Raw genomic sequence first — 23,676 nt, 5'->3', positions numbered from 1 at the left:
TCAGGTGGGCTCGACGGTGAGCCTTGGTTGGGTGGAGCCTGGTGCGTGCAGCTGTGGGCGTGGAGTTCCGGTCGTGAAGTTCTAGGCGGACGGCTTGAGTGTGCCGGCACTGAATCCGCTGAAGTAGCCGGCGACGACCGGCTGCGGGGCGGTGTGCGCGGCCGGTTTGGAGGAGTGGACCGTTTCCGGGCGGGACTGCAGCAGGAGCAGGTTTTCGCCGTCGGGCAGGTCCGTGTCCAGGGCCCATTCGATGTCCTGCGGGCACTTGTAGTGTTTCTCCGCACGCTTGGCCATCTGAGCGACGGCGGTGAGTTCGGCGTCGGTGAGGCTGCGGCGGCCGCGGCGCTCGGCGTCGACCTCCCGTTCCACCAAGCGGCCGGCCGCGGCGTCCGGGACGAGCTCGGCGTGCTTGTCGCCGAGGTGTTCGGAGATGACGGCCAGGGTGACCTTGTCCAGCATGATGTTGTCCGGGGTGACCTGGCCGGAGACCACCATCTCCCCCACCCCGTAGGAGGAGTCAATGGTGATCTTGGAGCGGTCGCCGTTGGTGGGGTCCATGGTGATCGCGACGCCGGAGACGCGTGCGTTGACCATCTTCTGCACCACGACAGCCATGGAGAGGCCCTCGTTGGGGATGTTGTTCTTGAGCCGGTAGATGATGGCGCGGGAGGTGAAGAGCGAGGCCCAGCACTGCCGGATGTGCTCGGTGACAGCCTTGACGCCGTTGAGCCAGAGGTAGGTGTCCTGCTGGCCGGCGAAGGAGGCATCCGGAAGGTCCTCGGCCGTGGCGCTCGAGCGTACGGCCACCGGGACCGGCACGTCGAAGCGGGACATCAGGGACTCGTAGGCCGTGATGGTGAGCTCGCGCAGAGCCGGGGGCACGGAGCGGGAGCGGATGTCCTCACGGATGGCAGCCGAGACTTTGTCCACCTGCGCCATGTCCTCGGGGTCGAGTCCGGCAAGGAGCTCGTGGATGTCCCGGGTGATGCCCGCTTCCTCCATAAAGGCGTCGAACTGCGCCGTGGTGACCACGAAGCCCGGCGGGACGGGCATGCCGGCCGCCGTCATCGTGACCAGGGAGGCGCCCTTGCCGCCGAGATTTTCGAGCTTCGGCTCGATGCCGCCGTCGAAGAACTGGACGAATTCGTTGCTTTGCATATTTCTCAGGCCTTCCAGCTGACGGGGACGGACTCGGGGACGCGGAAGGAAAGGTTTTCGCGGAAGGCGATGGCTTCCGGGGCCTCCAACTGCAATTCCGGAGCGAGCCGGGCCACTTCCTCGAGTGCGATCTTGGCCTGGAGCTTGGCGAGCATGTTGCCCAGGCAGTAGTGGATACCAAACCCGAAGGAAAGGTGCTCGCGGGCATTCGGACGGGTGATGTCGAAGTCTTCACCGTCGTTGAACTTGTTCTCGTCGCGGTTGGCGGAGCCCATCAGCAGCAGCAGCTGTGCGCCTTCTTCGATCGCGACGCCGCCCACTTCAGTGTCTTTAAGGGCCTTGCGACGCCAGCCGACGATCGAGCCGGCGTAGCGGAGGACCTCGTCGATGGCGGCGGGGATCTTTTTGGGGTCCTCGACGAGCTGCTGCCACTGTTCGGGGCGGGACAGGATCTCGCGGAGTGAGTTGGAGATCAGCGTGGTGGTGGTCTCGTGGCCGGCAAAGAGCAGGCTGTAGAGGACAGAGGCGATCTCGTGGTCGGAGATCTCTGCGCCTTCCTGCTGCGACTTCACCAGGTCCGCGGTCAGGTTGTCGCCGCCTTGCTCGTGGGCCACCCTGACCAGGCGGAGGCATTCCTGCCAGTACTCCACGAGGTTGTGGGCGTGCGGGATCTGTTCCTCATCTGTGAGGTCGCCCCAGGTCGTCGCGGCGCGGGAATCGCTCCAGCGCTTGAAGGTGTCCACCTGGGAGGCGTCCGCGCCGATGAGCGTAAGGATGGTGATGGTGGGGACGTCGTAGGCGAGGTCCTTGACCATGTCGCCGCGGTGTTCCGGGCGGGCCAGCATCTTCTCGAGCAGTTCGACGACGTTCTGCCGGATGAAGGGTTCCAGCGCCTTGTAGCGGCGGGGCGTAAAAGCCTTCTGCACCACGGCGCGGATGCGGGTGTGCTCCGGCGGGCGGCGGGCGGACAGGCCGGAGTAGGCGGTGAAGCCGCCGTCTTCCATGATCTTCTTCGCGGCGGCGCCCCGTTCGCGGACGGGGGCCTGGGCGTTTTCGCTGGAGAAGGTCTCCCAGTCCTCGAAAACGGCCTTGATGTCGTCATAGCGGGAGACTACAAAGAGGCCGACGCGTTCGTCGAACATGACGGGCTGCTCGGCCCGGAGTTCGGCGTAAGCGGGGAACGGATCCTTCATCTGGAACGGCTCGTAGCCGTGGTGCCCGGCGGGGGCTTCGGCGCCGTGGCCAAAGGGACAGCGGCCGGCCGTTTCAGTCGACGATGACATCTGGGCTCCTTGGTTTTCGGTCCCGCCGGCGGCGTCAGTGCCTGCCGGGGGTTCTTGTTCACCAGTGTGGCCCCGATCTCCATCCGCGGACAGCATCGCCTTCCACTCAGTGGAAACCAGTTAATTCCAGCGCCCGCGGGCCGGGATGAGGCTCAGTCCGTGCCGTCGACGTGGCTGCCCAGCAGCGTTTCCAGCGGGATCCGGGCTGTGGCTCGCTCAATCTGGGCGGCGATGCCCCGCAGGACAGGCAGGTGCCGGGTCATCGTGGAGGCCTGGGTGGTGGGCAGCACGAGCCCGATCGACGCCCCGATCCTGCCGGTATGGAAGACCGGGACGGCGATCGAGCAGGAGCCCAGCCGGACTTCCTCCAGGGTGGTGGCGTAGCCCTGCTCATGGATTTGGGCCAGTTCCTCGGCCAGCTTCCTGGGATCCACGTGGGTGTGCGCGGTATGCCGCTCCAGCTGCCGGTTCAGGTAGGCGTCCCGGACCCAGTCCTCCTCAAAAGCGAGGAGGACCTTGCCGACAGCAGTCGCGTGCATGGGCAGCCTGCCGCCGACCCGGCCGGCGCGGGGCACCCGCTTCGAACCGTAGACGCGGTCGATGTACAGCACCTCATGGCCCGCCCGGACCGCCAGGTGCGCGGTTTCACCGGTGAGCGAGAAGAGGTCCTGAACGTAGGGCCGGGCCGCGTCCCGGAGCTGCCGCCCGGTGTTCTGGGCGAGTTCCCAGAGCCGGATGCCGAGCTGGTAGCGGCCGTTGGGCTCACGGGAAAGGAGTCCCCAGTCGGTGAGTTCGTTGACCAGCCGGTGGGCGGTGCTCAGGGGCAGTCCCGATTTTTCGCCGATGTCGGTCAGGCTGAGGGCGCCCCGGGATTTTTCGAAGGCTTCCAGGATGGATAGGACCTTCGAGGTCACGGTCCTGCCGGGTTCGCGGCTGCCGCCCGCCATCGTGGCTCCTTCTCCGGTCCGTGCCCCTGCTCTGCATCCTGCGGGCCGCCCCCGGGCAGCCCCGATCAGAGTCTAGCCTGCAGTTCAGGGCATCCTTGCGCCGTGGCCTTGCGGCAGCCCCCGGCCTGAGTAGATTTGCCTTACACGGGGTTTCCACCTGTTCCACTACACCGGAGGCGGCCATGACAAGCGATGGACCTGTGCTGGTGGTTGGCGGCACCGGCATGCTCGGAAGCCAGGTGGTGTGGCAGCTCTTGTCAGCGGGAAAGCAGGTCCGCGCCCTGGTGCGTCCGGGGTCCGACGCCACGCGCCTCGAAGCCGCCGGTGCCACTATCGCCCGGGGCGACATGATGGACCTTGACTCCCTGGTCCGGGCGATGGACGGTGCCGATAGCGTGATCACCTCGGCTGCCGGCTATACACGGCACAGCAAGGGCGACACCCCGGAGATCGACACCATAGGCAACAGCAACCTCGCCGAAGCCGCCAGCCGGACCCGGGTGCGCAGATTCGTGCTGACGAGCATCCTCACGTGTGACCAGACGCCTGACGTCCCGCACTTCTGGCATAAGAAGCTGGCCGAGGACCGGCTCGAGCAACTGGGCGTCCCGTTCGTGGCGCTGCGTCCGGGCGCCTTCCTGGACCAGGTCACCCGGTTTGGCGGCGATCCGTTCAGCAAAGGGCGCCTCACCTGGCTCGGGTCCGCGAATGTTCCGTTGACCTTCGTCCTCTCATCCGACCTGGCCGGTTACCTCGCTGCCGCCACGGAATTGTCCGGAGTCGAAGGCCAGCGCATCGATCTCGGCTGGGACCGGCCCGTCAGCATGCAGGACGTTGCTGATATTTCAGGCCGGCTCCTCGGCAGGCGCATCCGGGTCCGGGCCATCCCCGGCAGGCTAATCCGGGCCGTCGGTACGGCCCTCGGGCCGGTCAACCCCATGGTCAAGGACTTGGGAGCCATGACCGCTTGGTTCGAGTCCGGCCGCTACGTTGCTGACACCAGCCGGCAGCGCGAGGTCTTTGGCGCGCTGCCCACCGCCGAAGAGGCCATTACCCGCCTCATCAAGGGCCTCGGGCACGCGGTGAGCCACTAATTGGCTTAGCAAGGTCAAAAAGGCGCGATGACGACGGCGGAGGGACCGCCGTCGTCATCCCTTTCACTCCTGCTCTGCAGTCCGGGGGCGGTTCTACAGTCCGCGGACGGGCACGCTGAGCACGTCGTCTATGCTTCCCAGGACCCGGTCCGTGACGTCCTCGATTCCGCCGATCCCGTCCACCTGCGTGAGGATCCCGCGCTCCGCATACTGGGCCACCACGGCCTCCGTCTGCTGGTGGTACAGGTCCAGCCGGTGGCGGATGACGCCTTCGTTGTCGTCGCTCCGGCCGGTTTCCCTGGCCCGGCCCAGCAGGCGGGTCACCAGTTCCTCGTCGTCCGCTGTCAGCTGGAGAACCACGCTGAGTGCCTGACTGGAGGCCGCGAGGATCCCGTCGAGGTACTCCACCTGTGCGACAGTGCGGGGATAACCATCCAGCAGGAAGCCCTCCTTGGCGTCGTCCTGGCTGAGCCGGTCCCGGACCATTTCATTCGTGACGCTGTCCGGCACGAAGTCACCGTTATCCATATATTTCCGGGCCTCAACGCCGAGCGGCGTGCCGCCCTTAACGTTGGCGCGGAAGATGTCGCCGGTTGAGATCGCCACCACGCCGAGGCGTTCGGAAATCCGTTCCGCCTGCGTTCCCTTGCCGGAACCGGGCGGACCAATAATCAGCATTCTCGTCATTCGGTATTCCTTTGCTGGCTATATGGACGTCTTCGTCCTGGCCCGATGCTCCTGACCCGACGCTTGCGGCCGGGCTGCATCGGCGCCTCACTGCAGAGTACGACGGCGGAGGATCCCCGCCGTCGTACTCTGCCCTTTTGTGCTGTTACCGGTAGTGATGATGCAGTGAGCGGCGGCGCTGAGGCGCCCCGCACACTTCGGACCCCGGGCTCGTTGTCAGCGGGGTTCGGGCGTTTCGCCGTTCGCGACCGCCTCGATCCAGTCGACGGCCTCGTCTGAGAAATGGAAACCCGAAGGACCACTCTGACCGACCCACCAGGCATCGCCCGCAACATCGCCTCCGGCATCGGCGATCTCAGCGACCATCTCCGCCGGAACCGCGTCGCCGTTGTTCGCAATAAGCCATTCCCTGGCCGAGGGTTTCAGCCGCGGCCACCATTGCTCCATAGTCATGGCCGCAGTCTGCCACTCCGGCGGCAATTGCACGACCGTGCCGCGGAGCCGGTTCCCAGCTAGAACGCGCGGAGGATGTCTTCGACGCGTTGTTTGGCATCGCCGAAGAGCATCTGGGAGTTGTCGCGGTAGAACAGGGGGTTCTGGACGCCGGCGTAGCCTGCGGCCATGGACCTCTTGAACACCACGACGTTGTCCGCTTCCCACACCCGCAGAACGGGCATACCGGCGATCGGGCTGGAGGGGTCTTCGGCCGCGGCGGGGTTGACGGTGTCGTTCGCCCCGATCACCAGGACCACCGAGGTCCCGTCAAGGTCGTCGTTGATCTCATCCATTTCCAGGACGATGTCGTAGGGAACTTTTGCCTCGGCGAGGAGCACGTTCATGTGCCCGGGCAGGCGCCCGGCAACGGGGTGGATGCCGAACCTGACGTTCACGCCGCGTTCGCGTAGCTGGTGGGCCAGTTCAGCAACGGGGTACTGGGCCTGGGCGACGGCCATGCCGTAGCCGGGAGTGATGACGACGGACGAGGCGTTGGTCAACATGTCCGCGGTTGCCTGGGCGGTGATTTCGCGGTGCTCGCCGTAGTCCGCGTCCGCCGCCGCGGGGGCGGCGATCCCGAAGCCGCCGGCGATCACCGAAATGAAGGACCGGTTCATGGCCTTGCACATGATGTAGGACAGGTAGGCACCGGAGGAGCCGACCAGGGCGCCGGTGATGATGAGCAGGTCGTTGTTGAGCAGGAAACCCGCTGCTGCCGCGGCCCAGCCGGAGTAGCTGTTGAGCATGGACACCACCACCGGCATGTCCCCGCCGCCGATGGAGGCGACCAGGTGCCAGCCCAGCCCCAGGGCCAGGACGGTGACAACAATCAGGAGCCACAGCCGGGAGTCGTTGACGTACCAGACCGTCAGGGCGATGAACCCGGCGAGGGCGCCGAGGTTGATCGCGTTCTTCCCCGGCAGCATCAGCGGTGAGGACTTCATCCGGGCCGAGAGTTTCAGGAACGCCACGATCGAGCCGGTGAAGGTCACCGCGCCGATGAAGACGCCGATGAAGACCTCGGCATGGTGGACGGCCATCAGGTCCGTGGACAGCGCGGGGGCTTCGAGGTGCCCGTTCCAGCCGACCAGCACCGCGGCCAGGCCAACGAAGCTGTGCAGCAGGGCGATGAGTTCGGGCATGCCCGTCATTTCCACCACACGGGCGCGCCAGAGCCCGATGGCACCGCCGACCAGCACCGCGGCCAGGAGCAGGACCAGTCCGGTCAGGCCGTGGCCGGTGCCCCAGGCGCCCTGCAGGGTCAGCCAGATCGTCGCGGCCAGGGCGATGATCATCCCGGTGATGCCGTAGATGACCCCTGCCCGTGCCTTTTCATGCTTGCTCAGCCCGGCGAGGCTGAGGATGAACAGCAGGGCCGCGACAATGTAGGCCGCCCCCGCGATGGAGTCGGCGGTCAACGGACCGGAGACGGTGTCAGACACAGTAAAGCTCCTCATTAAGATTCCTGCTGCTGCTTCGGGTACTGCGCTCATGAACGTGCCTTGTCACCGCGGGAGAACATCGCGAGCATCCGCCGGGTGACAGCGAAGCCACCGAAGATGTTGATACTGGCCAGCAGGACCGCGACCGCAGCGAGAACCTGCATGACCGGGTTCTCGGAGGTGACCTGCAGCAGGGCACCGACGACGATGATCCCTGAAATGGCGTTGGTGACCGACATCAGCGGGGTGTGCAGGGCATGGTGGACCTTCCCGATGACGTAGAAACCCACGACGACCGAGAGCATCAGCACCGTGAAATGCTGCGGCAGCGGCGCCGGGGCAACCGCGTTGACCACAAACAACGCAGCGATGCCCGCGGCAAAGAGTCCGGCCTTACCGGCGGCGCTGAGGCCTTCCTTCTTCTTCGGCGCAGTACTTTCCGCGGCCGGGCTCTGCGTCCGGGCCGCGGGCGCGGCGGAAACCTGGACCGGCGGCGGCGGCCAGGTCTTCTCCCCGTTACGCACCACGGTCACGGAGCGCTGCACGACGTCGTCGAAGTCGATCCGCAGCTGGCCGTCCTTGTCCTTGGTCAGGAGCTTGAGGAGGTTCAGCATGTTGGTCCCGTACAGCTGGGAGGCCTGGGCCGGCAACCGGGCCGGAAGGTCCGTGTAACCGAGGATCACCACACCGTTCTCCGTGACCACGCGTTCCCCGGCGACCGAGCCTTCCACGTTCCCGCCCTGCCCGGCAGCCATGTCAACGATCACGCTGCCCGACTTCATGCCGGCCACGTCCTCGGCCGTGAGCAGCTTCGGCGCGGGACGCCCCGGAATGAGGGCCGTGGTGATAATGATGTCCACGTCCCGGGCCTGCTCGGAGTAGATCTCGGCTGCGCGGGCGTTGTACGCCTCGGACGTGGCCTTGGCGTACCCGTCGGCGGACTTCATCTCCTCCTCCACCTCAACCTTGAGGTAGGTCCCGCCGATGGATTTCACCTGATCGGCCACTTCGGGCCGCGGGTCGGTCGCACGGACGATCGCACCCAGGCTGCTGGCCGCGCCAATGGCTGCGAGGCCCGCAACCCCGGCACCGGCCACCAGGACCTTCGCCGGCGGAACCTTGCCGGCCGCGGTCACCTGACCGGTGAAGAACCGGCCGAATTCGTGGGCTGCCTCGATCACGGCCCGGTAGCCGGCAATGTTCGCCATTGAACTGAGCACATCCATCGACTGCGCCCGCGAAATACGGGGCACGGCATCCAAGGCAAGCGCCGTGATCGGCCGCGCCGCCAGGGCCTCCACCAGCTCCGGACGCAGTGCCGGGCTCAGCGACCCGATCAGCGTCGCGCCGTCGGCCAGGCGGCCGATCTCCTCCTCAGTGGGCGGATTGATCCGCAGCACCACGTCACTGCCCCACGCCTCATCGGCGCCCACAATCAGCGCACCCGCTTCCTCGTAGGCGTCGTCACGGAACGACGCCGACTCCCCCGCACCCTTCTCGACCACAACCTCGTAGCCCAACCCCAACAACTGCACGACGGTGGCAGGCGTTGCCGCCACCCTCGTCTCGCGACCCAGTTCGGCCACAATGCCAATACGTGTCACGTTCACTCTCCCTCATCCATACAAAAAGCCCGGGGCGCGATTCCGCCGCCGGGCAAACCACCGTTGGTTCATTTCTTCAGGGACCCTTCAGACGGAGCTTCGTCTATCAAAGCTGGACCCGTCTGTCAGACGGGAACCCGTCAGCCGGAAGCTGACGGGTCCCTAAAACTCATGCTTAGTATGCCTTAGTGCCGGTGTGAAACGTTTTCTATGACGACGGCGAGGCCCTGGCCGACGCCGATGCAGATCGCCGCGACGCCCCAGCGTTCACCGGAGGCCTGCAGGGACCGGGCCAGCGTGCCCAGGATCCGGCTGCCGGACGCACCGAGGGGGTGGCCCATCGCGATCGCGCCGCCGTGCCGGTTCACGATCGAGGGGTCGATGCCCCAGGCGTTGATGCGCGTGCGCACCGCGCCCGGCGGTCCGGGCCAAAGGGTCCATCCCGAGGATCCCTGCGGCGCTCTCGGAGCCGATCCAGGCCGCCACCGCACGCATGCTTAACCTCGCGGCCGAACACGGCGTGCCGGCGAAGAGCCTCTTCGAAGTCATCGGCGTCTCCACCGGCCAGAGCTGGATGAGCGACAGCCTCATCGATGTCCAGTACGACCTGCTCCTGAAGGACGTCGGACTGCTCCGCGGCGAGCTCGGCTCGCTGCCCACCGGGGACCTGAACGAGGATGTGGAACAGGCCATCCTTCAGGCACGCACTGCCCTGGGCGCCGACACCCCGGTCCGGTAGGCCATAAATCCGGCCTGTGGCCCCGGAGTAGGATCACTCACATGGAATTCGTCGTGATGTACAGCCTGCGTGCAGGGGCCGATCGCTCGCGCCTGATGGAAACGTACCCCCGCCACAAGGCCTACTTCGAAGCCTTCCGCGCAGGCGGCGGCGGACTAATCGCGCTGGGCCCGTTCCAGACGACGGATCCGACCGCCGGGTCGATGGGCATCTTCAGCTCCCGCGGGGATGCCGAGCGGTTCATCGCCGAAGATCCGTTCGTTACGGAGGGCCTCGCGGAGCCACGCATCCTCGAGTGGAATGCCGTGCGCTTCGAGTAAGTGCCCCGTTCCGCTACCGCCGGGTTCAGCCCTGGTTCAGCCCAAGTCCGGCAGCTTCGCGCGCGAGTGTGGTGATCTGCAGCCAGTCCCCATTCTCGATTGCCCCGCGAGGGGTAAGCCAGCTGCCGCCCACGCAGGCCACATTCGGCAAAGCAAGGTATTTGGGTGCGGAGCCAAGGCTGACGCCACCTGTCGGGCAGAACTGCACCTGCGGGATGGGTGCCCCGATGGCCGCGAGATAGTCGGGGCCGCCGGCCGGTCCGGCGGGGAAGAACTTCATGGCGGTCAGGCCGCGCTCCAGGACGCCCATGACCTCGCCCACGGTGGCAACACCCGGCAGGACGGGCACGCCGAGCGTCAGAAGGTGGTCCAGCAGGGACGGGGTGACGCCCGGGCTGACCAGGAACTGCGCGCCGGCGGCGACGGCGGCATCGGCCTGGCCCGGAGTCAGCACGGTCCCCGCCCCGACGAGGATCTCAGGCACTTCTTCGGCAATGAGCTTCATCGACGTCAGGGCACTCGCTGTGCGGAGGGTGAGTTCGATGATGCGGACGCCGCCGTCGGCCAGTGCCCGGGCCACCGGCACAGCGTGTTGCGGGTCCTCGATGGTGACCACAGGAATGACGGGTGAAACGTGCAGGACGCTGGTGGCGTCAGCCATGGTTGATCTCATTTCTCAGGCCTTCCAGGCCGTGGGTGTCGATAAGGCGGTACCAGTGCAGGAGCAGGTCAGTGAATCCGGGATGGACCGCGAGTTCGCAGTCGAAGATGCTGCTGAAGCCAAGCAGCGCGGGCACCACAGTTTCCGCCGAGCGCGACACCGGCAATACAGCGTGGAGCCCGGCCGCGAGCGGATCGTTGAGTTCCGTCGTCGGGGTGGACGCCACGTGGTGCATCCAGGCGGCGACGGCGAGGGCAGCCCAGCGGGGTTCGCGGCCGGCGTCAAGGGTTGCGCGGACTGTAGTCAGCAGCCGCAGCCCGATTTTTTGGGAACCGTCGCTGCCCACCTTGGCGGTGGTGTGACCGAGGGCCGTGTTGGCGAAGCGCTCCAGGACCTGCGCGCAGTACCGTTTACCGTCAAGCCCGGGCGGAAGTTCGATGGTGGGCAGCGCGTCCTCCGCCATCATGCGGCTGCAGGCTGTGCGGAACGCGTCCTCTCCTACGGCGTCGCAGATGGTCGCCTTGCCGGTGGCCAGCCCAAGATAGGCCAGCATGGAGTGGCTGGCGTTGAGCAGGCGCAGTTTGGCTGCTTCCCAGGCCGCAACGTCGGTGCTGAAGACCGCGCCGGCTTCCTCCCACGCCGGCCGGTCACCGGCGAAGCTGTCCTCGATAATCCACTGCATAAAGGGTTCAGCCACTACGGCAGCCTCGTCCCGGAGCCCCAGTTCGCGTTCGACGGCGTTAAGGTCGCCTTCCGTGGTGGCGGGCACCATCCGGTCCACCATGGTGCTCGGGAACGTCACGTTGGCGTCCAGCCAGGCAACCAACGGCCCGGATTCAGCGTCCGGGAGTGCGGCAGCAAAGGCTCGGACCAGGGTACCGGTGAGTTCACCATTGCCCGGGAGGTTGTCGCACGAGAGGACGGTGAGCGGACCCCCGCCGGTGCGGGCCCGCTGCTGGATGCCGCGGGCGATCTGCCCGATGGATGTCTGCGGCGGGAGTCCGGCGAGGTCCGCCTGCACCTGTTCGTCGTCGGTGTTAAGTGATCCGGTCTGCGGATGCATCCGGTAGCCCTTCTCAGTCACCGTCAGCGTCACGACCTGGGTGGAGGCGGCGGCGATCCGGTCCACCACCGTTTCCGGATGGTCCCTCCCGGAAATGGCCTCAACGATGCTGGAAACAACCCGGAGCGGGGACGCGCCGTTTCCCCGTTCGGCGACCGTAAACAGGCCGTCCTGCGGCGCCAGCTGTTGCACGACGGTATCGGAACGCTGGGTCACCCCCACGATCCCCCACCTGAAATCGCCGGATGCGAGCATGGCATTTTCGGTAAATACCGCGGTGTGGGCGCGGGCAAAGGCTCCGAGTCCGAGGTGGATGATGCCGGGACGAAGGTCTTCGCGGGGCAGCAGTGCCTTCCGGGTCCCGGCGGCTGCAAGCGCGGCGTTGCTTAGGCGTGCGATGTCAGTTCTCCTTTGGCGGCGCCGGCCGCATGGGCGCGGGTCTGGTCAAGGGTGGGAATGAAGCCGGTGCCGCCGTTGCCGCCCACCACCAGGGATGCCGCCGCTGCACCAAGCCGGGCTGCTTCGGGAAGGGTATCGCCCAGCACCATCCGGGCGGACAACGTGCCGACGAACGCGTCACCGGCCCCGGTCTGGTCCACCACTGCCGGGGCAGGGATCGAGTCAATCCAGGTGCTGTCCAGCCCCTCGCCCTCCAGCTGGATTCCTTCTGCGCCGCAGGTCACGGCCACGTTGGTGGCGCCGAGGCCACGCAGCCCGGCGGCAGCCTCGGCCGGCGTAGCGCTGCCCAGCAGGGCAGACGTTTCGCCGGGAAAGGACGGGGTCACCAGGTGGCTCTGCGGCGCGAGCTGCAGGAGCGCCGCCGTCGCGTCCTCCACGGACGTGAGCCGGGGGCGGAAGTTGGGATCGAACACAAAGCGGCCGGCAAGATCGGCAGCCTTGAAGACCGCCGCCCGGCATGTGTCAGAAATGGCGCACGCGATTCCGCCGGCCACCACGGCGCCGGCGGACGCGAACACGGCCGGGTCGACGTCGTCGGGGCCGAGGCTGGACCCGACGCTTCCGTTGCGGGCGTAGGAGAACTCGCGCTGCCCTTCCGGATCGGAGTGCACCAGGTAGACGCCCTGCTGTCCGGTCCTGAACTTCAGCAGGCTGGTGGAGATGCCGAGTTCCGCGATCCTGGCGGCGATCGCCTGGCCGAGGTCGTCGTCGGTCAGCACTGCCAGCAGCCCGGTGCGGGCTCCCGCCGCGGCGGCAGCAGCGGCGACGTTCAGGGCGTCGCCGGAAATGCCGAGCCGGGCAGGCACGCCGTGGCCGAACGCCACGTCGGTAGCCACCTCCACCAGGATTTCACCCATGACGACGACGTCGAACGGCTGGTTCTCGTTTTCGGGCATTGCGTTGTTCACCAGTCGTGCACCGATCCGTCGAGCCGCCGGTTGATGGGGAGATATTTGGGGTCGAAGGGGAAGCGGGCGGCCGCGTCCTCGTTGAACTCTACGCCGATGCCGGGAGCGTCCCCGGGGTGCATGTAGCCGTCGTTGAAGGTGAACGAGGTGGTGAACACTTCGTTGGCCGGTTCCCGGTGGCCCATGTATTCCTGGACGCCGAAGTTCGGGATGCTCATGTCCACGTGCAGGGCGGCGGCGAACGAAGCCGGGGAGAGATCGCCGGCACCGTGCGATCCGGAGCGCACCCCGTAGAGGTCCGCGAGGGAGAAGATACGGCGCAAGTGCGTGATGCCGCCCGCGTGCGAAACGGACGTACGGATGTAGTCGATCAGCCGCTCAGTGATCAGCTGCTGGCAGTCCCAGATCGAGTTGAACACCTCACCGACAGCTATGGGCGTGGTGGTGTGCTGGCGGATCAGGCGGAACGCGGACTGGTCCTCGGCAGGGGTGGGGTCCTCAATCCAGAACGGGCGGTACTGTTCCAAGGACGCGCCCAGCCGGCCGGCCTCGATCGGCGTCAGGCGGTGGTGGACGTCGTGCAGGACGTGCACGCCGTAGCCGAACTGTTCGCGCACGTGCGCCATCATCTTCGGTGCGAAGTCGAGGTAGGACGTGGTCTCCCACATATCCTCCTGCGGCACGTTGCCGCTGGCAGGTTCATACGTCTTGCCGTCCACCGGTGCGATTCCGTACGTCTTCTCCAGCCCCGGAACTGCAGCTTGGGCACGGATGGCCTTGTAGCCGAGGTCCAGGTGATGCTGGAAGTCGGCGCTGAGGTCCTCCAGGGTTGAGCCGCTGGCGTGACCGTAGACCATGACGCCTTCGCGGGCGGCACCACCGAGGAGTTCGTACACCGGCATGCCGGCGGCCTTGCCCTTGATGTCCCAGAGGGCGACGTCGATGGCAGCGATCGCCGTCATGGTCACCGGTCCGCGGCGCCAGTAGGCACCCTTGTAGAAGTACTGCCACGCATCCTCGATCCGGCGCGCGTCACGGCCGATCAGCAGCGGGCAGAGGTGCTCCGAGAGGTAGGACGCCACGGCCAGCTCGCGGCCGTTGAGGGTGGCGTCGCCGATGCCGGTGATACCGTCCTCGGTTTCAATAACGAGCGTGACGTAATTCCGTCCGGGAGACGAAACCACTACCCGTGCGTCGGTGATCTTCACTGGTTGGTCCTTCAGATGTGTGGGATGGATGCAAGTAGGTCGCAGCAGGTGTCGTTTTGAGCCGCCAAAACGACACCTGCTGCTACTCAGTCGGGCTGAGCCGCAGCATGACTTTGCTGCTTCCGGACTCCGGATCGCCGAAGACGCGCATGGCCTCGGCCGCCTGGTCGATCCCGAACGTATGCGTAATAACCGGGGAGAGGTCCAGCCCCGAGGCCATGGCCCGGAGGGCGTCGCTGATCTCATCAACGAACCGGTACGAGCCGATCCACGTGATCTCCCGCGTCACCAGGTCACCGAGCGCTGCGGGGGCCGGTGCGCCGGGCAGGTTGCCGACCTGGACGAGCGTTCCGCCGCGGGCAGTGGCGCGCAGGACACCGCCCAGCACCGCAGGGATGCCGGAAGCTTCGAAGACCAGCTCCATGTCCTCCGGGAGGCTGCCGCCGCCGGACACGTTCACAATGTGGTCCGCACCCATGGCTTTTGCAATCTGCAGCGCGGAGTCGTTGATGTCGGCGGCAATGACGCTTCTGGCGCCGGCGAACTTGGCTGCTGCAACCACCAGCGAGCCGATGGGTCCGGCACCGTTGACCAGTACGTCCTTGCCGGTCAGCGGTCCTGCCCTCCGGACTGCGTGCATGGCGACGGCGAGCGGTTCGGCAAGCGCGCCGTGCAGGGTGTCCACGCCGTCGGGCAGCGGCCGGATCTGGGTTGCCTTGGCGAGCTTGCGTTCGCTGAACCCGCCGTCGGTGTGCGGGTCAAAGGCTGCGGATCCGAAGTACCTGATCTGCGGGTACAGGTTGGTGCGTCCGGCCAGGCGGTCCGGCATTATGCCGTCCCCCACGAGTTCCGCCGGATGTACCGTGACAGGCTGGCCGACGTCGAGGTTCCGTACTCCGGCGCCCAGCTGGGCGATCCGGCCGGCGACCTCGTGGCCGAGGACGAGCGGCGACTTCAGCGCCGCCGTCCCCGAGGCGCCGTGTCGCCAGTAGGAGAGGTCCGAGCCGCAGATCCCGCCCCATTCGACGTCGATGATTACTTCACCGGGGCCGGCAACGGGCTCGGGCCGGTCGTCGATGCGGAGGTCGTTCGCTCCGTGGACTACGACGGCTTTCATACAGCGTCTTCCAGGCGGACCATGTCGCGGCCGCGGACCTCGGGCCCAACGAAGGCTGAGATCAGGGTGATCAGGGAGTAGCCGATGAGCATCGCAGCAAGCGGCCACCAGTGCCCGGTGATGGCAGTGAGGGTTGCAGCCAGCAGCGGGCCGATGGCGGTGGCGAGGATGCCGCCGATTTCCTTGGCCAGGGCGAGCTGGGTGAAGCGGGTGCGGGCTCCGAAGAACTCGGCCATCGTGACGCTTTCCATGGCGAACAGGCTGAGCACGCCAAGGTTGAGGCCGACCACCATGGCAACGGTGATGAGCGCAGTGTTTCCGCTGGTGACCATCAGCATCATGGGGATGGCGAACAGGGCGGTCAGCGTGCTCAACACCAGGTAGAGGGGCCGCCGGCCGAAGCGGTCACCGAGCATGCCCATGACGGGGATGGTCAGGAAGCCAAGCAGCGAGCCGTACACGATGGCGGTGGTGCCCACGCTCTTGTCCACCAGCAGGACTGTGGCGAGGTAGCCGACCAGGAATGTCTGCACCAGCCCGGAGTTGCCGGCCTGCCCGAAGCGCAGGCCCAGGGCGATCAGGAAGGCCTTTCCCTTGCGCTGGTGCAGGGCGGCTTCGATGGTGCTGGTCTTGGCGAGCTCGTCTGCCGCGGCGATTTCCCGCTTGGAGAGTGCCACGCCGTCCACAACATCGGCCCGCTGTTCAAAGACCGGGCTTTCCTTGAGGGAGCGGCGGACCCACACGGCGAAGATCATCAGTACGAAGCTGAACAGGAACGGGATGCGCCAGCCCCAGCTCAACAGCTGGTCCTCCGGAAGTGTGCTCACCAGAAGCGCCCAGAGCGCCGACGCGGCGAGCGTCCCGGAGTTCGTGCCGAGGCACACGAGGGAGGAGATGAGGCCGCGGCGGCGGGCCGGGGCGAACTCGGCCAGCATCACGGTGGCACCGGCGATCTCGGCGCCGGCGCCAAAGCCCTGTGCCAGCCGCAATGCAACCAGCAGGATGGGGGCCCAGATCCCGATCATCGCGTAGGTGGGAAGAACGCCGATCAGGGTTGTTGACGCACCCATCAGCGCGATGGTGATGAAGAGGACCTTCTTGCGGCCGATCCTGTCGCCCATGCGGCCGAAGTAGACGGCGCCGGCGAGCCGGGCAACGTAGCCGACGCCGTAGGTCGCCATCGCGGCGATCAAACCAATGACCGGGCTCACGTCGGGGAAGAAGATCTTGTTGAAGACGATGGCTGCTGCCAGGGAGTAGAGCTGGAAATCCATGAATTCCATGGCGGTTCCCAGCCATCCGGAAACGGCAACCTTTGCCAGTTCCTTCGTGGGTTTGGTCTCCGGCCGGGCGGTGGGCGGCGCGATGCTCTCAGTCATCTGGTGCTCCTTTGCAGGCGATGAAAAATGAAGGGGGTGAGTGAAAGGAAGAAGGCCGGCGGTTGGTCGTTGTGACCGGCGGCACCTCACTAACTACTACCATACAAGCACTACCATTCTAGTGTGTCAAGAGAATAGACTGGGGGCATGGCATCCGATAAACCCGCCAAGGGACAGTCCCCGCGGCTCTCTGTGCGTGACCAGACCCTGGAGACGCTGCGGCGTCGCATTATTTCCCTCCAGCTGCCTCCGGGTGAGCCGCTCTCCGAGAATGAGCTGGCGCAGGAACTGGGTGTCAGCCGCACGCCGGTCCGGGAGAGCCTGATTCTGCTCAGGGAGGAGGGACTGGTGCAGGTGTACCCGCAGATCGGTTCCTTTGTCTCGCTCGTGGACCTCGGGCGGGTATCCGAGGCTCAGTTTGTCCGCGAGGCCATTGAATGCGCGTCCCTGCGCGACCTATCGGTCGACGCAGCGGGAATTGCCGGACTACGCGTGATACTCAAAAGCCAAACGGACGCTGATGCCGCCAGCGACGTGGATGAGTTCTTCCGGCTGGACGAAGATTTCCACCGCGAGCTCCTGAGGCTTGCCGGGCACGAATCCGCGTGGGCCGCGGTCAACTCGGCCAAGGCGCATCTGGACCGCGCACGCCGCCTGAGCCTTCTGGACACCAGGCCGATAGCAACCCTGATCCAGCAGCACGCTGCAGTGGTGGACGCGCTTGAAGCCAGGAACCTGGCGGACGCCGACAGCTCCCTGCGGCTGCACCTGCGGGGCGTTTTTGAGGATGTCCAGCGGATTCAGCAGGCAACGCCGCAACTTTTTTCCGACGGCGCGGCCCTGCGGCCCACACGCCGAAGTGTCGCCCGGCTGGCATGAGAGCACACGGCGTCGGACAGGGGTGATAGCTAGTCGTCCAGGCGGACGCCGCGGACCAGCAGGAGCGTTCCGCCCACAACAACCGCTGACGCCAGGAACACTCCGGCCGCCCCGAGCCCGGCGGCCACAACCCCGATGGCGCTGGGCAGCACCACCTGCCCCACCCGGTTCCCGGCAAGCCGGAGGGCCAGAGCTTTTCCGCGCTGTCCGTCCGGGGCCTGGGCAGAAAGCCAGGACATGGTCAGCGGCTGGCCGATGCCCAGCCCCAGGCCCAGTCCGGCCATCACCACGAAGAGCAGCCACTCCGGCATCGGAATCGCGGCGACGGCCAGCGCGACGGTGGAGAGCGCCAGGCTTGAAACCATGAGCCGCCCCCGGCCGAATCTCCGGGACAGGCGCCCGAGCCCCAGCCTCGAAACCATCGAGAACCCGGCCCGCACCGCGAGCATGAGGCCCACCGTGGCCGCGCTGAAGCCGCGCTCCGTACCGAGCGCAGGCAGGTAAACCACCGTCAGGTCCACCACGGCCAGCACCGTGGCGCTGGTTGCCAGTGCCCGGACCAGCCCCGGCGTCCTGAGCAGGGATGCAACACTTCCCTGCGAGCCGTCCGTCGCCGTGACGGCGGACTTCCTTCCGGTGGCCTTCGTCGAGATCACGAAGGTGGTCAGGAAGAGAACCAGGCTCATGCCGGCAGAGAGAAATAAAATTGCCTGCGTGTCCGGGCGGACGGAAGCTCCGCCCACCACGGAGATTGCCAGCGGGCCAAGCGCCTGCCCCAAAGACGCCGCGAAGGTCAGGTATCCGAACGCGGAGTCAAGCCCTGACGCCACGGCATTGTTCGCCACGACGGCCTGCTGCCCCACAACACAAGCCAGCTGGCCTGCGCCCAGTAGCGCCGTGCCCACAACCAACGCGGGGACTGAGGTTCCCCAGAACAGCAGGAAAATGGAACAGCCGAGCACGACGGCGGATCCGATCACCATGAGCCGCCGCTCGCCCAACCGGTCCACGAGGGCGCCGGTGGGGACGGCCAGCAGCAGGGGAAAGACGGCGTAGCTGGCCGCAAGGACGCCGAGGGCATATCCGGGCACATCCAGTTCCAGCGCCCGGTAGGTGGTTGCCGGCCGGACCAGGAACGTCACGGCCTGGATCAGCGTCGAATGAAGGAGAAGTGCCAGCGCCGAACGGCGGCCCAGTTCGCCGATCACGGGATGACGGGGGCGGTGCCGGAGACGGCGCGCACCGCTGCGTCCCGGGCGCCGACGACATGGTCAAAAGCGATCTTGGCGGCCGTTTCCGGCTTGCCCGAGGCAAGGGTCTCCACCAGGATGCGGTGTTCGGCGAGAGCGTGGTCGCGGCGTTCCTGTGTGCTGTTGGTGAAGTGGCGGTAGCGTTCCATCTGGCTGGAGACCTGGTCATGAAACCTCTGCGCCCAGGAATTTCCGGCTATGTCCGCGATGGCGGCGTGCAGAGCCATTCCGTACTTCATGGCTTCGTCGGCGAACTTCACCATGGCCGCATTGCGTTCCACGATCCCCTCCAGGTTCGCGATATCGGCCGGCGTCGCTTTGGCGCATGCCTCACGGGCCATCAGGGATTCCAGGGCGGCGCGGACGCCGTACAGCTCGGCGATCATTCCCTCGTCCAGGGTCGGGACAAGCACGCCTCCCGTGGATTGCTGTTCCAGCAGGCTTTCCGAGATCAGCCGCCGTATTGCCTCCCGCAGCGGCGTCCGGCTGACCTGAAGCGCCGTTGCCATTGCCGGTTCATAGATCCGCTCCCCCGGCTTCAGTTCCAGGCTGAGGATCCGGCGTTTTAGCTCGCCGTAGACCAGGTGCGCTCCGGTATTCCGGGACTGTGATTCGACCACTGGCGATCTCCAAACTCGTGTACTTGTATACAACTATACAAGTACGATCGCTGGCGACGGTGAAGGCGCGGGAAGCTGCCCTAAGAAGCCCAGTCGGCATCGTCGAAGGGACGGCCGCGGAAATGAGCACGGAGGTACTCCCCCACAACGGCAGCCCCGAGGTCGCCGGCTTCCGGCGCCACCACCCGGCCGTCGATTCGGCGCGCCATGCGCTGGACGAACCGCTCGAGGCCCGGGTCATCGCCCAGCCGGAAGAACGTGGCCTGGGTTCCTGCCCGGCCAAGGCGGTCGAGCTCGGCAATCGTGACGCGGATGGTCTCCGGGGCCGGCGGGTAGTCGAACCACGAGTCCCCGTCCGGCAACAGGTGCGCGGTGGGCTCGCCATCCGTCACCACGAGGAGGACGTGCTGCATTGACGGGTGCCGGCGGAAGAACCGGCCGGCCAGCAGCAGCCCGTGGTGCAGGTTGGTGCCCTGCTCCCGGAAGGCCGGCAGGGCCGTGAGCTCGCCGATGTCCATGGTCCGCGCGTAGCGGCCGAACGTGATCAGTTGCAGCCGGTCCCCGCGGAACCGGGTGGAGACGAGATGGTGCAAGGCGAGTGCGGTGCGCTTCATCGGCACCCACCGCCCTTCGGCGGCCATCGAAAACGATACGTCGGCGAGCAGGACGACGGCAGCCTGCGTGCGCGCCTCCGTCTCCGTCACCTCGATGTCACCCGCTCGAAGCCGTAATCCGCGGCCCGGGTCGCCGCCGTCGGCCACGGTCCGGCGGATTGCGTTTGTCATGGTGCGTGTAACGTCCCACGGCCCGGCGTCGCCGAACTCCCACTGACGGCTTGAGCCCGTCTGCTCGCCGGCGGTCCCGGCGACACGCGTGTCCCGGCGCCCCTGCCGGCCGGACAGCTGTTTGGCGGTGTCCCGCAACAGTGACTTGCCGAGCCGCCTCATGGCCTGCGGGGACAGCCGGAGGTCCCCGTCGGCGCCGCGCCGCAGGTAGCCACCGTCCTGCATGGCCCGCTCGATTTCGGCGAGGGTGCGGGCCGACACGGCGGCATTCTGCCCGAGTTGGCGGGCCAGCGCGTCAAGGTCCAGATCATCAAGGCGTGATCCGTTGTAGGACTGGGAGAGCTGTTCGGCCAGCTCGTCGAGCTCGGCGATATCCTGAAGCACGCCGGTACCGTCGCCCAGCCCGAGCCCCTCCTGACCCTCGAACCGTTCGGAGCCATTCCAGTCTTCTCCCGGGCGCAGTACACGCAGGCTGGAGTCGAGCTGATCGAGTTGGGCCATGAGTTCGGGCGAGCCGAATGCCTGGGCGGACAGGCGCATCAGCTCGTCGCGCTGCTCCGGGGACATGGATTGCAGGAGCCGCTGGGCCGCGGCTGCGCGCTGGGCCAGCGCGTCGATCAGCTCCTCGACGGATTGTGGATTTTCCGGAAAGAAGTGTCCGTGCCGGGCCATGAACTCCTGAAAGTCCGCGTCGGTGTCTTCGCCGTGCCGGTGCTTGTCCAGCAGTTCGTTCAGGTCCCGCAGCATCTCGTTCACCGCCGCGCGGTCCTCATCCGTGGCGCTCTCGAGCGCCTGCTTCATGCCGGCGAACCGCTGGTCGAGGACCTCGCGGCCCAGCAGGTCCTTGATGCGCTCGTAGGCTTCCCATGCGGTGCTCGACTGCCAATCATAGGAGGCGAGTTCGTTGACCGCTGCCGCCGTGGATGAAGGCAGGTTCTGCAGCTGCATCTCCCTGAGTGCGCGGTCCGTGTTGTCCATCATCGCGTCGCGGGCCAGCTGCTTGCGTTCCTCCAGCACTGCGGTGTCGAGCAGCTTTTGGACCTCGCTGAGGGTGCCGTCCAGCCGGTGGCGGCTCAGGAGTTCTTTCCGGCGCTGTTGTACGCGGCCGGCGAGGTCGTCCAGGCCTTCCCGGTGACGGCCTCCTCGCCGGAGGAACTCCTGCAGGGCGTGCCGGGGCGAGTAGCCTGCCATGACGTCCTCGGCTATCGCGTCGAGCGCCTCAGCCAGGTCGACCGGCGGTGCGAGCGGGTCGGGTCCTCCCCTGTACCGGCCGTATTTGGACCGGCTGTGAGCGTTCATGATGCCGCCTATCCCCTAGCCGTATTTTTTACTGTGGCTTACTTGCTAGCCGTAAATCGTCTCCTCGTCGTCGGACTCCTTGGAGATCCGCCGGGCAAGGTAGAGACCTTCCAGGGCAAGTTCGATTGCGGCGGCGCGCTGCCCGTCGTTCCTGGCGTCGAGGCGTCCGCTGATCTCGTCGTAGAGGCTGGACGAGTCAAGGGCCGGCAGGTTTTCGAGGAACTCCCGCGCGGTGACATGTTCCCCCGTGGTCACTGTCCTGTGACCGTCAAGCGCGGCAACGAGCGGGCCGAGGTCGATCCCATGAAAGTGCGCCCGCACGGCTTCAGCTGTGGCAGTCCGCAGGAGGTGGTCGAGGACGGCTTGTTCCCGCCCTTCCTCGCCCGATTCGAACTCAATCTTGCCCGTGAGGACTTCGACGGCGGGCTCGAGGTCGATGATCCGCGCGACCGCCTCGCCCTCACCGCGCACGCTCGCCCGGCGCAGCGCTGCGGCGGCGACGGTTTCGGCACCCGCGATGGCGAACCGTGCCGAAACTCCGGAGGTCTGGTTGATGGCCGGGGATAGCCGCAGCGCCCGGGTGTAGCGGGCAAGGATCTCGAGGATGACGGGCGGGACGTCGGCCACCAGCCGCCCCTCCTGCCGGATGACGGAGACCTCGTCGTCCAGCTCTATCGGGTAGTGGGTACGGATCTCGGCGCCGAAGCGGTCCTTCAGGGGCGTGATGATCCGGCCGCGGTTGGTGTAGTCCTCCGGGTTCGCGGACGCGACGACGAGCACGTCGAGGGGCAGCCGCAGCACGTAGCCGCGGATCTGGATGTCGCGTTCCTCCATGACGTTCAGCATTGCGACCTGGATCCGCTCGGCGAGGTCGGGCAGTTCGTTGATGGCGATGATGCCGCGGTTGGAGCGCGGAACCAGGCCGTAGTGGATGGTTTCCGGGTCCCCCAGCCGCCGGCCTTCGGCCACCCGCATCGGGTCGACGTCGCCGATGAGGTCGGCAACGGAGGTATCCGGCGTGGCGAGCTTCTCAACGTAACGTTCCGAGCGGTGGCGCCAGGCAACACGCAGCCGGTCGCCTTCGGTGAGCACGCGGGCGCGGGAGTGTTCCGTGATCGGTTCGAAGGGGTGCTCGTTCAGCTCCGAGCCCTCGATCACCGGCGACCACTCGTCAAGCAGCCCGACCAGGGTTCGCAGGAGCCGTGTCTTGCCTTGTCCCCGCTCACCGAGCAATACGACGTCATGCCCGGCGATCAAGGCGCGCTCAAGCTGGGGAAGGACGGTCCGGCTGAAACCGTACATCCCCGGCCACGGATCACGTCCGGCGGCGAGGGCGGCGAGCAGGTTGCCGCGGATCTCGTGGCGCAAATCCTTGTGGACGTGGCCGGCGGCATGCAGTTCGCCAACGGTGAAGATATCGGGACGATCACTCACCTCTCTACCGTAGACCTCCACGGTCCGGGGAATCGAGGGAATTTCCCCGGTTTTTCACCTGCGGGTCCGCGCCACGGCCTACGCTGGATTTTGATGACTGCAGCAATGGCTTCGGCACCGTCCACCCCACCCCCGGGGCCGGAGGACACCCTCGTCCTTCTGGTGCGCCACGGGGAGACGCCGACGACGGGCACGGTGCTTCCGGGCAGGGCCCCGGGACTGCATCTCTCCGAGCGCGGGCGTGCCCAGGCAGTACGGGTCGCGGAACGGCTCACGGGTCTTGGCGTCGACGCCATCTACTCCTCACCACTGGAACGCGCCCGCGAGACGGCAGAGCCCACGGCCGCCTCCACCGGGCGTGACGTGAATCAGGACGCCGGCTTGATCGAGTGCGACGTCGGCGAGTGGACCGGCGTCGCGCTCGCCGACCTGGCGGTCCTGCCGGACTGGCAGACCGTACAGAACAGCCCGTCAACTTTCCGTTTCCCGAACGGCGAGAGCTTCGCGCAGATGCAGGCGCGGATAGTCGGAGCACTTGAGGTGATGCGCTCCGCCCACGCCGGGGGCGTCGTCGTGTGTTTCTCGCATGCCGACCCGATCAAGGCGGCCGTGGCCCACGCCTTGGGTACTCAACTGGATCACTTCCAGCGGATCCTCATCAGCCCGGGCTCGGTCTCGGTCATTTCCTACGGCGAGGGTCGGCCCCCTGCCGTCCTCATGGTGAATTCGACCCTGGAACCATTGAACGGGCTGAGGGCGCCGTGACTCAGGGCCTGTCGACTCAGGGCGCGGTCTACAATCCCGCACTGGCATGCGCTTCCCGTGGCCGCTCGTGTGAGCGGCCA

At 66.7% G+C, this 23,676-nt stretch carries 22 protein-coding genes and 1 pseudogene; 5 read left to right on the top strand and 18 right to left on the bottom strand.

Annotated features, from left to right (window positions below; all coding sequences use genetic code 11):
- Positions 1-81: 81 nt before the first annotated feature.
- The 3 genes from AC07YR_RS00275 to AC07YR_RS00265 form a co-directional block, all read right to left on the bottom strand.
- Positions 82-1,158: a PEP/pyruvate-binding domain-containing protein gene (locus AC07YR_RS00275; RefSeq protein WP_494732737.1), complete on the bottom strand. Its 1,077-nt coding sequence runs from the start codon at positions 1,156-1,158 to the stop codon at positions 82-84.
- A gap of 5 nt (positions 1,159-1,163) precedes the next feature.
- Positions 1,164-2,441: a cytochrome P450 gene (locus AC07YR_RS00270; RefSeq protein ID WP_494732736.1), complete on the bottom strand. Its 1,278-nt coding sequence runs from the start codon at positions 2,439-2,441 to the stop codon at positions 1,164-1,166.
- A gap of 152 nt (positions 2,442-2,593) precedes the next feature.
- Positions 2,594-3,388 (bottom strand): IclR family transcriptional regulator, encoded by a 795-nt coding sequence (locus AC07YR_RS00265; RefSeq protein ID WP_494732735.1) that lies wholly within the window; start codon positions 3,386-3,388, stop codon positions 2,594-2,596.
- A gap of 182 nt (positions 3,389-3,570) precedes the next feature.
- On the opposite strand from AC07YR_RS00265, the gene AC07YR_RS00260 reads away from it, so the two are divergent.
- Positions 3,571-4,482: an SDR family oxidoreductase gene (locus AC07YR_RS00260; protein ID WP_494732734.1), complete on the top strand. Its 912-nt coding sequence runs from the start codon at positions 3,571-3,573 to the stop codon at positions 4,480-4,482.
- Between the two features lie 93 nt (positions 4,483-4,575).
- Here the strand turns inward: AC07YR_RS00260 and AC07YR_RS00255 are convergent, their stop codons facing one another.
- The 5 genes and pseudogenes from AC07YR_RS00255 to AC07YR_RS00235 all read right to left on the bottom strand — a co-directional run.
- On the bottom strand, positions 4,576-5,160 hold the full coding sequence (locus tag AC07YR_RS00255) for an adenylate kinase (RefSeq protein ID WP_494733014.1): 585 nt from the start codon (positions 5,158-5,160) through the stop codon (positions 4,576-4,578).
- 225 nt (positions 5,161-5,385) lie between these two features.
- Entirely contained in the window at positions 5,386-5,622 is a 237-nt protein-coding gene (locus AC07YR_RS00250) for a hypothetical protein (RefSeq protein ID WP_436057540.1), read from the bottom strand.
- Between the two features lie 59 nt (positions 5,623-5,681).
- On the bottom strand, positions 5,682-7,121 hold the full coding sequence (pntB, locus tag AC07YR_RS00245; RefSeq protein ID WP_494732733.1) for a Re/Si-specific NAD(P)(+) transhydrogenase subunit beta: 1,440 nt from the start codon (positions 7,119-7,121) through the stop codon (positions 5,682-5,684).
- A gap of 32 nt (positions 7,122-7,153) precedes the next feature.
- On the bottom strand, positions 7,154-8,710 hold the full coding sequence (locus tag AC07YR_RS00240; RefSeq protein WP_494732732.1) for a Re/Si-specific NAD(P)(+) transhydrogenase subunit alpha: 1,557 nt from the start codon (positions 8,708-8,710) through the stop codon (positions 7,154-7,156).
- A gap of 185 nt (positions 8,711-8,895) precedes the next feature.
- Positions 8,896-9,232: pseudogene (locus tag AC07YR_RS00235) on the bottom strand (3-oxoadipyl-CoA thiolase); the annotation flags it as partial.
- On the opposite strand from AC07YR_RS00235, the gene AC07YR_RS00230 reads away from it, so the two are divergent.
- Positions 9,204-9,449, top strand: coding sequence for a hypothetical protein (locus tag AC07YR_RS00230; protein ID WP_494733027.1), 246 nt, complete (start codon positions 9,204-9,206; stop codon positions 9,447-9,449). The pseudogene AC07YR_RS00235 and the gene AC07YR_RS00230 overlap by 29 nt on opposite strands.
- 41 nt (positions 9,450-9,490) lie before the next feature.
- Positions 9,491-9,769 (top strand): YciI family protein, encoded by a 279-nt coding sequence (locus AC07YR_RS00225; protein WP_494732731.1) that lies wholly within the window; start codon positions 9,491-9,493, stop codon positions 9,767-9,769.
- Between the two features lie 25 nt (positions 9,770-9,794).
- Here the strand turns inward: AC07YR_RS00225 and eda are convergent, their stop codons facing one another.
- The 6 genes from eda to AC07YR_RS00195 form a co-directional block, all read right to left on the bottom strand.
- Complete coding sequence (eda, locus tag AC07YR_RS00220) at positions 9,795-10,430, bottom strand: bifunctional 4-hydroxy-2-oxoglutarate aldolase/2-dehydro-3-deoxy-phosphogluconate aldolase (protein WP_436057536.1); 636 nt, start codon at positions 10,428-10,430, stop codon at positions 9,795-9,797.
- Entirely contained in the window at positions 10,423-11,808 is a 1,386-nt protein-coding gene (locus AC07YR_RS00215) for a mannitol dehydrogenase family protein (RefSeq protein WP_494733013.1), read from the bottom strand. The genes eda and AC07YR_RS00215 overlap by 8 nt, the downstream gene beginning before the upstream one ends.
- Positions 11,809-11,879: 71 nt before the next feature.
- A complete protein-coding gene (locus AC07YR_RS00210; protein ID WP_494732730.1) occupies positions 11,880-12,848 on the bottom strand; it encodes a sugar kinase in 969 nt (322 codons plus the stop codon).
- A gap of 8 nt (positions 12,849-12,856) precedes the next feature.
- Positions 12,857-14,068 carry a D-mannonate dehydratase ManD gene (gene manD, locus AC07YR_RS00205; protein ID WP_055806210.1) on the bottom strand — a complete coding sequence of 404 codons (1,212 nt, stop codon included), beginning with the start codon at positions 14,066-14,068 and terminating at the stop codon, positions 12,857-12,859.
- Between the two features lie 82 nt (positions 14,069-14,150).
- Positions 14,151-15,185, bottom strand: a complete 1,035-nt coding sequence (locus AC07YR_RS00200; protein ID WP_494732729.1) for an L-idonate 5-dehydrogenase — start codon at positions 15,183-15,185, stop codon at positions 14,151-14,153.
- Positions 15,182-16,564 carry an MFS transporter gene (locus AC07YR_RS00195; protein WP_494732728.1) on the bottom strand — a complete coding sequence of 461 codons (1,383 nt, stop codon included), beginning with the start codon at positions 16,562-16,564 and terminating at the stop codon, positions 15,182-15,184. Before AC07YR_RS00195 ends, AC07YR_RS00200 begins: the two co-directional genes overlap by 4 nt.
- 147 nt (positions 16,565-16,711) lie before the next feature.
- Between AC07YR_RS00195 and AC07YR_RS00190 the strand changes: the two genes are divergently transcribed.
- On the top strand, positions 16,712-17,443 hold the full coding sequence (locus AC07YR_RS00190; protein WP_494732727.1) for a GntR family transcriptional regulator: 732 nt from the start codon (positions 16,712-16,714) through the stop codon (positions 17,441-17,443).
- A 29-nt stretch (positions 17,444-17,472) separates the two neighbouring features.
- Here the strand turns inward: AC07YR_RS00190 and AC07YR_RS00185 are convergent, their stop codons facing one another.
- The 4 genes from AC07YR_RS00185 to AC07YR_RS00170 form a co-directional block, all read right to left on the bottom strand.
- Complete coding sequence (locus AC07YR_RS00185) at positions 17,473-18,651, bottom strand: MFS transporter (RefSeq protein WP_494732726.1); 1,179 nt, start codon at positions 18,649-18,651, stop codon at positions 17,473-17,475.
- The gene (locus AC07YR_RS00180; RefSeq protein WP_494732725.1) at positions 18,648-19,313 is read right to left on the bottom strand and encodes a GntR family transcriptional regulator; all 666 of its coding nucleotides are present in this window, start codon (positions 19,311-19,313) and stop codon (positions 18,648-18,650) included. The genes AC07YR_RS00185 and AC07YR_RS00180 overlap by 4 nt, the downstream gene beginning before the upstream one ends.
- Before the next feature lie 80 nt (positions 19,314-19,393).
- Positions 19,394-21,397, bottom strand: coding sequence for a vWA domain-containing protein (locus tag AC07YR_RS00175; protein WP_494732724.1), 2,004 nt, complete (start codon positions 21,395-21,397; stop codon positions 19,394-19,396).
- Positions 21,398-21,442: 45 nt separating this feature from the next.
- Positions 21,443-22,831, bottom strand: coding sequence for a sigma 54-interacting transcriptional regulator (locus tag AC07YR_RS00170; protein ID WP_494732723.1), 1,389 nt, complete (start codon positions 22,829-22,831; stop codon positions 21,443-21,445).
- A gap of 93 nt (positions 22,832-22,924) precedes the next feature.
- Between AC07YR_RS00170 and AC07YR_RS00165 the strand changes: the two genes are divergently transcribed.
- Entirely contained in the window at positions 22,925-23,596 is a 672-nt protein-coding gene (locus AC07YR_RS00165; protein WP_436057528.1) for an MSMEG_4193 family putative phosphomutase, read from the top strand.
- Positions 23,597-23,676 lie beyond the last annotated feature (80 nt).

Source organism: Arthrobacter sp. GW460-12-1-14-TSB2, assembly GCF_059423525.1.
This window is presented reverse-complemented; position numbering and strand designations above follow the sequence as displayed.

Bases quoted from the DNA above. Each gene is read 5' to 3' on its own strand.
- AC07YR_RS00275 (WP_494732737.1), bottom strand. From the start codon at position 1,158: ATGCAAAGCAACGAATTCGTCCAGTTCTTCGACGGCGGCATCGAGCCG.
- AC07YR_RS00270 (WP_494732736.1), bottom strand. From the start codon at position 2,441: ATGTCATCGTCGACTGAAACGGCCGGCCGCTGTCCCTTTGGCCACGGC.
- AC07YR_RS00265 (WP_494732735.1), bottom strand. From the start codon at position 3,388: ATGGCGGGCGGCAGCCGCGAACCCGGCAGGACCGTGACCTCGAAGGTC.
- AC07YR_RS00260 (WP_494732734.1), top strand. From the start codon at position 3,571: ATGACAAGCGATGGACCTGTGCTGGTGGTTGGCGGCACCGGCATGCTC.
- AC07YR_RS00255 (WP_494733014.1), bottom strand. From the start codon at position 5,160: ATGCTGATTATTGGTCCGCCCGGTTCCGGCAAGGGAACGCAGGCGGAA.
- AC07YR_RS00250 (WP_436057540.1), bottom strand. From the start codon at position 5,622: ATGACTATGGAGCAATGGTGGCCGCGGCTGAAACCCTCGGCCAGGGAA.
- pntB (WP_494732733.1), bottom strand. From the start codon at position 7,121: ATGAGGAGCTTTACTGTGTCTGACACCGTCTCCGGTCCGTTGACCGCC.
- AC07YR_RS00230 (WP_494733027.1), top strand. From the start codon at position 9,204: ATGCTTAACCTCGCGGCCGAACACGGCGTGCCGGCGAAGAGCCTCTTC.
- AC07YR_RS00225 (WP_494732731.1), top strand. From the start codon at position 9,491: ATGGAATTCGTCGTGATGTACAGCCTGCGTGCAGGGGCCGATCGCTCG.
- eda (WP_436057536.1), bottom strand. From the start codon at position 10,430: ATGGCTGACGCCACCAGCGTCCTGCACGTTTCACCCGTCATTCCTGTG.
- AC07YR_RS00210 (WP_494732730.1), bottom strand. From the start codon at position 12,848: ATGCCCGAAAACGAGAACCAGCCGTTCGACGTCGTCGTCATGGGTGAA.
- AC07YR_RS00200 (WP_494732729.1), bottom strand. From the start codon at position 15,185: ATGAAAGCCGTCGTAGTCCACGGAGCGAACGACCTCCGCATCGACGAC.
- AC07YR_RS00195 (WP_494732728.1), bottom strand. From the start codon at position 16,564: ATGACTGAGAGCATCGCGCCGCCCACCGCCCGGCCGGAGACCAAACCC.
- AC07YR_RS00190 (WP_494732727.1), top strand. From the start codon at position 16,712: ATGGCATCCGATAAACCCGCCAAGGGACAGTCCCCGCGGCTCTCTGTG.
- AC07YR_RS00175 (WP_494732724.1), bottom strand. From the start codon at position 21,397: ATGAACGCTCACAGCCGGTCCAAATACGGCCGGTACAGGGGAGGACCC.
- AC07YR_RS00165 (WP_436057528.1), top strand. From the start codon at position 22,925: ATGACTGCAGCAATGGCTTCGGCACCGTCCACCCCACCCCCGGGGCCG.